The organism is Deltaproteobacteria bacterium, from assembly GCA_016219225.1.
Lineage (GTDB): Bacteria > Desulfobacterota > RBG-13-43-22 > RBG-13-43-22 > RBG-13-43-22 > RBG-13-43-22.
The window spans coordinates 1-9,197 of record JACRBX010000318.1 but is presented as its reverse complement, the minus strand read 5'-3'; the positions used below and the strand labels follow the sequence as shown (position 1 = coordinate 9,197).

Genomic DNA, 9,197 nt, shown 5'->3' with positions numbered 1-9,197 from the left:
GTGCACCGGCAAGGTGGATATCCTGCATATCCTGAAGGCCTTTGAGGCCGGTGCCGACGCCATCATGGTCGGCGGCTGAGAAGTGGGAGACTGCCATTTCCTGGAAGGAAATCTCAGAGCCAAAGAAAGAGTCGCGCACACTAAACAGCTTCTGGATGAAGTCGGCCTGGATGGCCGCCGGTTGGAGATGTATCATATAGGGGCTTCCGACGCCCCCAACTGGGCCAGGGCCGTTCGGGAGATGACTGAACGGGCCAGGGAGTTAGGACCCAATCCGATCCGGAAAAAAATATTGGAAGGTCCCCCGGGGCCGAGGCCCTTGACGGTGGATGAAGTTCGCAACGTCACTCCGGCCTCCTGATTTTTCCCGGAGGGCCGTTCTCGTTTTTTAACCTTTTGCCTATAGCCTATTGCCTATAGCCTATAGCCTTGAACTCATAAGGAGTTCTTTATGATCGTTGCCGAGAGAAAACCCTTTGCCGAGATCGAGGCCATGCTGGCCCCTTATAAGAAGGTCCTGATCGCCGGATGTGGAACCTGTGTGGCGGTTTGTCTGGCTGGTGGAGAAAAAGAAGTGGGGCTCCTGGCTGCAGAGCTTTCCATAGCCTCCAAAATTAAAGGAAGGCCCCTGGCCATCAGCCAAGCCACTGTCGAACGTCAATGCGACCGTGAATTCTTAAGCGAATTGAAAGATCCGGTAGAAGAAAATGAGGCCATCCTTTCCCTGGCCTGCGGGGCCGGTATTCAGTTTCTGGCCGAGATCTATGACACCAAACCGGTTTTACCCGGAGTCAACACGACTTTTATCGGTGTTAACGAAGCCGTGGGTTTTTGGACCGAACGCTGTCGGGCCTGTCATGAATGTGTACTGGATCAGACCGGGGGCATTTGTCCGAAGACCGTTTGCGCCAAAGGCATTCTGAACGGCCCTTGTGGTGGAACCGTTCATGGGCAGTGCGAGGTGGATAGGGAAAAACCCTGCGCCTGGACCCTGATCTACAGACGTTTGGAAAAAACAGGCCGCCTGGATCTCATCCGAAAGGCCTTCGAACCCAGCCGCAACAGCTTAAGGATCACTCCAGCCTATCAAACCCATGCCGCCTATAAGAGGAGATTTGAAGCCCATGAGTAAATCTTTTCAGGAATCGCTGAAGACGGGAAAATTTTTAATCACCGTAGAACTGGATCCCCCCAAAGGGATTGAAATCGACAACCTGCTGAAGCAGGTACAGATCCTGAAGGATCGAGTGGACGGAATCAATCTAACCGACAATCGCGGCGGGATGATGCGTTTAGGGGCCTTACCGGCCTGTCTTCTGATCAAACAAGCCGGTGGTGAGCCTATCCTGAATATGGCCTGCCGGGATAAAAATCGCCTGGCCCTGGCCTCGGAAGCCCTCGGGGCCGGAGCCCTGGGCATCACCAATATCCTCTGCCTGACCGGTGACCATACAACTCATGGAGATCAGAAGGACGCCAAGCCGGTCTATGATCTGGACTCTGTTCAGGCCTTGAAAATGCTTCAGGGATTAATGGAAGGGAAAGATCTGGCCGGAAACCCTTTGGCAGGAAGTCCTCAATTTTGCCTGGGGGCGGTCGTTACCCCGGAAGCCGATCCCATGGAACCCCAGTTATTAAAGTTTACCAAAAAAGCGGCCATGGGCATTCCATTTTTCCAGACCCAGGCGGTCTTCAATCTTAACCGGCTGGCTGATTTCATAAAATTTGCCCGGCAATACGAAACCAAAATTATTGCCGGCCTTCGCCTTTTAAACTGGGAAGAAATCAGCCAATACCAGGACGGCTCCCTGCCCGGCGTGACCGTCCCGCTTCCTTTGATTGAAGAATTCCGTCAAGCCGGTGAAACCGATGGTCCCAGGAAAGCCCTGGAATGGACGGTTGCCCGGATCAAGGAGATCAAGGCTAAGAACTTGGGAGATGGGGTCCATATCATGGCCATTGGACAGGAGCATTTAATCCCGGAGATTTTAGATAAGGCCGGACTGTGAACGATTTTGGAATGCGGATTTCGGATTGCGGATTGCGGAATTTAAAGACATCAACCAGAAGCCATCATCCGAAAAGAAACAAGTTCGGAGTGTTGAGTTCGGAGTCAAAACCGGAGGCTATCCAATTCTTCACTCCGAACTCAATACTCCGAACTAATTACATAGGAGGGTTTTCTTGAGCATAAAACAAGGAACCAATGATCCAACCCGGAAAAAGGTGCTTATCATCGGCGGGGGCATTGCCGGCCTGTCCTGTGCCGGCCATTTAAGCAAACTCGGCCTTTCAGTCATCATTGCAGAAAAAAAGCATTTCATCGGCGGCCAGGCCCTGAATTTTTTTTGCAAGGCCACCGATACCTGTCAAAAATGCAACTATTGTCTGGTAGAAGAACGCCTTTCCGAGATAGTCCTTGATCCCCGGATAAAAATTTTGACCCGGGCCCGATTGGAGCAGGCCGAACCATTGAGCGGTGGGTCTTATGCCGTCTCCATCCGGCAAAGACCGGAATATATCGACCCTTCCCGTTGCAACAATTGCGGGATCTGTTACCAGTCCTGCCCGGCCGTGGAGGAAGGGGCCATCATCAAGGGTCTGACTTCTTCGGCCACCCATCCTATTTATGACATCGATGACCAGGCCTGTTTATATTTTAAAGATTCCCAGGCCCGGCTCTGCCAGGATACCTGCCCGGAAAAGGCCATCGATCTCGACCGTCAACCCCTTGACCATCACCTTCAGGTGGATGCTGTCGTTTTAGCAACCGGCTATACGCCTTTTGATCCTCTGGCCAAACCCGCTCTGGGATACGGCCGGATTCCTAACATCATTACCGCCATGGAATTGGAAAAAATGATCCGGATAGAAGGAGAAGTCTTACGTCCTTCGGATCAAAAACGCCCGGGCCGCCTGGCCTTTATCCAATGCATCGGCTCCCGGGACCGGGGACTGAACCACCTCTTCTGTTCCCGGGTTTGTTGCGGTTATGCCTTGCGCATGGGGGGAGCGATAAAGCATCGTTGGCCGGAAATTGGATCGTATGTCTTCTACATGGACATTCAAAATTTCGGTAAGGAATTTATTCCCCTTTACGAGAAAGCCAAAGAAACCTTGACCCTTATCCGGGGGATTCCCGGCAGCATCAACCCGGCACCCGGCGAACGGATTTCTTTAAGGTTCCAGGAGAACGGAGAAGGACCACCCCGCCAGGAACTATTTGATCTGCTGGTACTCTCCATCGGCCTGATGCCGGCTGAAGAAAATAAAACCTGGGCTGAGCAGTTTCAACTACCGATCGATGCAGACGGTTTTCTTACCCGGGAGAATCCCCTGGGGATTTTTACAGCCGGAACCATAACCGGCCCTATGGACATTGCCCAGTCCATTAGCCATGGAGGACAAGCGGCCCTCCAGGTGGCCCGGTATCTGGGGGTAAAAATGAAGTGAGCGATAGCCTTGGGGCATGAGGGTTTAGTTCGAAAATAGCATTCGTCTTCCAAGGAGCCTATTTTCATGCTTCGTGGTGCCATGCCCCAAAAGGCGGGGCATGGCGGTTTAATGTGAAAATAGAATAATGAATTTCGAATATCGAATATCGAATTATGAAGTTTCCCCCCCCTTCCTTCGACATTCGGTATTCGTTATTCGGTTCTTAGTAACAATTTTGCCCTTTGAAAAATTTGAAACTTTTACTTATAAATTCTGAACTTTCTTGCACGTCATTCCCGTGAAAACGGGAATCCAGGTGTTATGCCGAAACGAAAAGAACCTGACGGAGCGGTTATCGACGTTTTTTCAAAAAGCTAAACTGATACGGTTTTTCATGTTTCGTCCGTGCCCGCATCAGGCGAGCATGAGGACTTAGTTCGAAAATAACGTTCAGAGGTCGGGGATCAGGGGTCGGTGGCGACTTTTTACGACTCCATCAAAGCTAACGGAGCATTTATGTTACCTGAAAATAAGATCGGTGTTTTTATCTGTCACAAAGAAAAATGGATCAAGGAAGCCATAGACACTGATGAATTAAAGGCCATCGCTCAGGCCTTTCCCCAGGTCCAGGTTGTGGAAGATCTTTATCAGGATCAATGGGAAACCAGTGCCTCCAGATTATCTCATAAAATTTCCGAAAAAGGTCTTTCCCATCTTATTATCGCCAGTTGTCATTCGTCAAACTACCAGAATACCTTTAAGCAGGAATTGGGCAAATGGGGGCTGAGTCCGGACCAGGTCACTTTGGTCAATATGCTTCCCGAATATCTGGGCGTTCAAGTTGAACCCGAAGTGGTTCGGGAGCGATCCGCCCTGCTCTTAAAGCAGGCCATCCGGGGTAAAGAGATAGCAGAAGACCACCCCCTTGAAATAATCGCCACCGTAACCCGCCTCCTGGTTATAGGCGGAGATTTAATGGCCCTTCTGGCGGCCCAGGAGGGCTTAAATCTGGGCTATGAAGTAATGGTCCTGGTACCGGAAAAGACTACCGGCCAAGGAGGTTACCATAGCGGTTCCACACCTGAAAAAGATCAGGACCAATGGGAAATCCTTTCCAAACACCCCGGGGTTCGAGTGATCCATAAGGGCCGTCTGGTCGGCCTGTCGGGAAAGACCGGGGATTTCAAGATAGTTTTTCAAAACGGCCAGGATGAGCAATCCAGCCAATCGGTAGGGGCCATAATCGTGTCCTTGCCGGTCCGGGAAGATCCCAATTTCGCTCTTTACGACTTAACGCCGGGGCGAAAGGTTCTGTCTCTTTCCCAGTTAGAGGTCATGCTGGCTTCCAGGGCCTATCGTGAAAAAGTGTTGCCCGAAAATCAGTCCAGGGAGGTGGCCTTTCTTTTAGGTCTATCCTCAGAATCATCCCCCGGCGTGGTTCAAAGGGCCTTAACCAACGCCCGCCTGATCCAGGGCCTGATGGATAAACAGGTATATTTTCTTACCGGAAATATGAAGGTTGCCGGACCGGGCCTGGAACGGCTCTATACCCAGGTCAGGGAGGAAGGCATCCTCTTTTTTAGATTTGATCAAGGGCAGCCCCGGATTCTGGAGACCGGGAAGGGATTTACGATTACCTTCCAGGATGAAATACTCGGCCGCCCCCTTACGCTCCAGCCCGATCTCGTCATTGTTGATGAAACACTCCGGCCTCATCCTGAATTGAAAGGTATAGCCGATATCCTGGGGGTTTCCCTGGATGCCGCCGGATTTATGGTTCCGGATAAGGTCTATGCCCTTCCGGTCCGGACTCCCCGAAAGGGGATATTCGTAGTAGGCGGGAGTCGCCGGCCGGTTACCGATAACGAGGATTCCCTTTCGGAGATTCATGAGGCTATTCTATCGGCGGCCGATGTGATTGGAAAAGGAACTCAGGAATGCGAAGCCCCCCGGGTTGAAATCGACCGGAAGAAATGCACTATTTGCCTGACTTGTGTCCGTTCCTGTCCGCATCAGGCCCTTAATTTCCTATATCGCCGCCCTCAAATCTCCGCCCTGGCTTGCCAGGTCTGCGGTATATGTGCTTCCGAATGCCCCATGGATGCCATCCAGATTAAGCATTATCGGGACCGGACGGTTATTAATGAAGTCGCCGCCTTTTTTGACAAAAGGAAATTCGAGGCCATAACCCCACAAGTTGTGGTTTTTTGTTGCAAAAACTCGGCTGACAAGACTTTGCAGCAGGCCCTTCTCTACCGGGAGCCCCTGCCTATCGGTTTTGAATTTATCCGGGTACCTTGTGCCGGAAAAATCGACCCCGAATACATCCTTCAGGCCTTTAAGGAAGGGGCAGATGGGGTCCTGATCCTGGTCTGTCCCATGGAAGCCTGCCAATCCTTTGAAGGAAACAAGAGGGCCTTGGAACGAGTCCAGTTCCTTCATGAGGTCCTTCCGGAAATAGGGCTGGAACCTGAACGGATCCAATTTGAGACCATAGCACCCGGTATGGGTCCTCAATTCCTCAAGGTCTGTTATCAAATGGAAGATCGATTTCGGAAATTAGGGGTCAGCCCAGTGCGCCGGAGCCTGGGAATCCAGCGGATTTATGAAAAATTCACCTTCCCCGTAAATTCGACAACTTTTCAAATTTGAAACGATTTTTCTATTGCAAAATAAAAATTAATTGTTATATTTTATTATAATATTCGGGATTTTGGCATTTAGGGAATGACAATAAAGGCATCACCATTATATAAATTTTTTATCCTATAATAACTCTGTTTTACAGCGCTTGTTTGCAAGAAAACGGCTTCGCCTTTGGTTTATAAGAAATGGTCACCTGTTATCATCTGGCCCTTCGCTTATCCTCCAGGTAGTGCATTCCCCTTTTAACAATTAAGGATTCCCGACCGAAATTTATATTCGGGGCTCCTTGATATTACCTTGACAACTGCTCCCGTAGATTAAATTTAATATATTGATTTAATTATAATAATACAGAAAAAAGCCCATCGTTGATTTAAGGAGTCATAATGGAAACCTCTGAACCGGTTATAAAAGAAATAGACCTTTCTTTTCTCAATGAAGTAGAAAACGAAAGCCAAATCAAAGTCTCGGCCTGTTTTCAATGCCGCAAGTGCTCTAACGGCTGTCCCATGACCTTTGCCATGGATTATCACCCTTATCAAGTGGTTCGATTCGTCAACCTGGGCCTTAAGGAGCGGCTGATCGATTCCAAAACGATTTGGCTTTGCTCCTCCTGCCACACCTGTGTAACCCGCTGCCCTAATGAGATCGATATCCCGAAACTGATGGACTACCTGAAGGGGAAAGTCAGTACCGGTGCGGGCCAGGCGGCCGAGAAAAACGTCGAACTTTTTCACCGGGAGTTTCTTAAAAGCGTCAAAGCCCATGGCCGGGTTTTCGAAGGGGGATTGATGCGGGGTTATATGATCCGCTCAGGACAGATGTGGCAGCCCCGGAAGGTGATGGACAATGCCCTGTTAGGCCTTAAAATGTTTAAAAAAGGGCGGCTCAAACTCACCCCTACCCGCATCAAAGGCCTTAACAAGGTCCAGAAAATGTTCCAGAGGCATTGGCAATGAATCAGGCCGCAGCCATAAAAGTTTCGTACTACCCGGGGTGCTCGCTCGAATCGACTGCCAGCGACTACAACGCCTCAATCCAGGCTTTGACCGGGATGCTCGGTATCGAGCTGTCTGAAGTGGAGGACTGGAACTGCTGCGGTTCCACCTCGGCCCACAGTTTGAGCCCGGAACTTTCCCTGGTGCTATCGGCCAGAAATGTGGTCCGGGCCGAAGCTGCCGGCCGGGACTTGATCGTACCCTGCTCCCTGTGTTTCAACCGTCTGAAAACAGCCGAAAAGGCCCTCCGTCAAGGAACGGTGTCCGAGTATAACTTCTCCGGCAGCATCCAGGTTCGGGACATTCTGGAATTTTTTTCCTCGTCCGAAGTCCTGGATCGTTTTGTGGATATGATCAATAAACCTTTAAGGGGCTTGAAAGCCCTCTGCTATTACGGATGTCAGGGGAACCGGCCTCCACAGATTATCGGTAGGACCGACTGCGAAAACCCGATGGATATGGACCGGTTGGTAGAAGCCTGCGGCGCCACGGCCGTAGATTGGCCCTTCAAGACCGATTGCTGCGGTGCCTCTCATGCCGTTGCCCGGCAGGATGTGGTTTATGAACTGGTCGGTCGTCTCTTTGACCGGGCTGTAGCCCAGGGCGCCGATTGTTTTGTCGTTTCCTGTCAGATGTGCCAGGCCAATCTGGATATGTATCAGGAAAAGATCAGCCAGGCCCGTGGCCAGAAGTACCAGATTCCGGTGTTCTACTTTACGGAACTGATGGGATTGGCCCTTGGCCATCCGGATGTTTCCAAGTGGCTCTCCCGACATTTCGTTGATCCCAGCCCCTTGCTTAATCAGTTGGAGTTATTATGAAACAAATAAATACCCCCCAAAACCCCCTGGGGTCTGTTTTAGTCGTCGGTGGGGGAATCGCCGGAATGCAATCGGCCCTGGACCTGGCCGGAGCCGGTTTCTTCGTCTACCTCCTCGACCGCAATCCGTCCATAGGCGGAATCATGGCTCGCCTGGATAAGACCTTCCCGACCAACGATTGTTCCACCTGCATGATCTCTCCACGGCTGGTCGAGGTGGCCGGCCATCCGGCCATCCAGGTCATCACCCTGGCCGAGTTGATTGATCTTAACGGACAACCGGGTCGGTTTACCGCCCGGATCCTGAAACACCCCCGTTATGTGGACGAAGAGAAGTGTGTCGGTTGTGGGGTCTGCGCGGAGAAGTGTCCCAAAAAGGTCAGCGACCCTTTTAACGAAAACCTGGGACAGCGAAAGGCCATCTTCCTCGACTACCCTCAAGCCATTCCCCTGGTCTTTACCATCGACCGGGAGAACTGTATCTACTTCCAGAAGGGCAAGTGCCGGGCCTGTGAAAAGTTTTGCGAGAACAAGGCCATCGATTTTAACCAGGAGCCCAAAGAGATCAATCTTGAAGTGGGCGCGGTACTTTTGTCTCCGGGCTTCACCCCCTTTGATGCCGAGCGCAAACCGGAGCTGGGTTTTGGACGCTACGAGGATGTCGTCACCTCCATCCAGTTCGAACGTATTCTGGCCGCAGCCGGCCCTTTTGGAGGGCATGTCAAACGCCTTTCGGACGGGAAGGAACCCCAAAAAATCGCCTGGATTCAGTGTGTCGGTTCCCGGGACGCCTGCCTGGGCAACGATTACTGCTCTTCCGTCTGCTGTATGCAGGCCACCAAACAGGCCATCATCGCCAAGGAGCATTTCCCGGATATAGAGCCCACTATATTTTTTATCGACCTCCGGGCCCAGGGTAAGGGCTTTGATCAATATTATGAACGGGCCAAATCCGAACACGGGGTGCGCTACGTACGATCCATGATTTCCCGGGTGATCGAACAGCCCCTGACTAAGCAGCTCGAAGTACAATATTTCGATGAGGCCGATCACCTTCAGGTTGAGGTCTTTGATCTGGTTGTTTTGTCCGTAGGTCTTGAACCCCACCAGGAAGGCCTTTCGCTGGCCCGGAAACTGGGCCTGGATCTGGACGCCTTCGGCTTTGCAGCCCGTAAGGAAATCAATCCCCTGATTACCAATCTCCCGGGAATCTACGTGGCCGGCGTCTTCAACGGCCCCAAGGATATCCCAGAATCGGTCACCCAGGCCTCGGGTGCTGCCGGACAGGTGGGCGAGCT

8 protein-coding genes are annotated in these 9,197 nt (G+C 51.4%); all 8 read left to right on the top strand.

Annotation, left to right across the window (positions count from 1 at the left end):
• Positions 1 to 361 (top strand): hydrogenase iron-sulfur subunit (locus HY879_25545; GenBank protein ID MBI5606709.1); only part of this gene is annotated, 361 nt, incomplete at its 5' end.
• 90 nt (positions 362 to 451) lie between these two features.
• A complete protein-coding gene (locus tag HY879_25540) occupies positions 452 to 1,132 on the top strand; it encodes a methylenetetrahydrofolate reductase C-terminal domain-containing protein (protein MBI5606708.1) in 681 nt (226 codons plus the stop codon).
• Positions 1,125 to 2,009, top strand: a complete 885-nt coding sequence (locus HY879_25535) for a methylenetetrahydrofolate reductase (GenBank protein ID MBI5606707.1) — start codon at positions 1,125 to 1,127, stop codon at positions 2,007 to 2,009. Before HY879_25540 ends, HY879_25535 begins: the two co-directional genes overlap by 8 nt.
• Before the next feature lie 175 nt (positions 2,010 to 2,184).
• On the top strand, positions 2,185 to 3,453 hold the full coding sequence (locus HY879_25530; protein ID MBI5606706.1) for a CoB--CoM heterodisulfide reductase iron-sulfur subunit A family protein: 1,269 nt from the start codon (positions 2,185 to 2,187) through the stop codon (positions 3,451 to 3,453).
• 498 nt (positions 3,454 to 3,951) lie between these two features.
• Entirely contained in the window at positions 3,952 to 6,087 is a 2,136-nt protein-coding gene (locus tag HY879_25525; protein ID MBI5606705.1) for a hydrogenase iron-sulfur subunit, read from the top strand.
• 380 nt (positions 6,088 to 6,467) lie between these two features.
• Positions 6,468 to 7,040: a 4Fe-4S dicluster domain-containing protein gene (locus HY879_25520; protein ID MBI5606704.1), complete on the top strand. Its 573-nt coding sequence runs from the start codon at positions 6,468 to 6,470 to the stop codon at positions 7,038 to 7,040.
• A 14-nt stretch (positions 7,041 to 7,054) separates the two neighbouring features.
• Positions 7,055 to 7,900, top strand: a complete 846-nt coding sequence (locus tag HY879_25515; GenBank protein MBI5606703.1) for a CoB--CoM heterodisulfide reductase iron-sulfur subunit B family protein — start codon at positions 7,055 to 7,057, stop codon at positions 7,898 to 7,900.
• Positions 7,897 to 9,197: CoB--CoM heterodisulfide reductase iron-sulfur subunit A family protein (locus tag HY879_25510; GenBank protein MBI5606702.1), on the top strand; the 1,301-nt coding region annotated here is incomplete at its 3' end. The genes HY879_25515 and HY879_25510, both read left to right, overlap by 4 nt.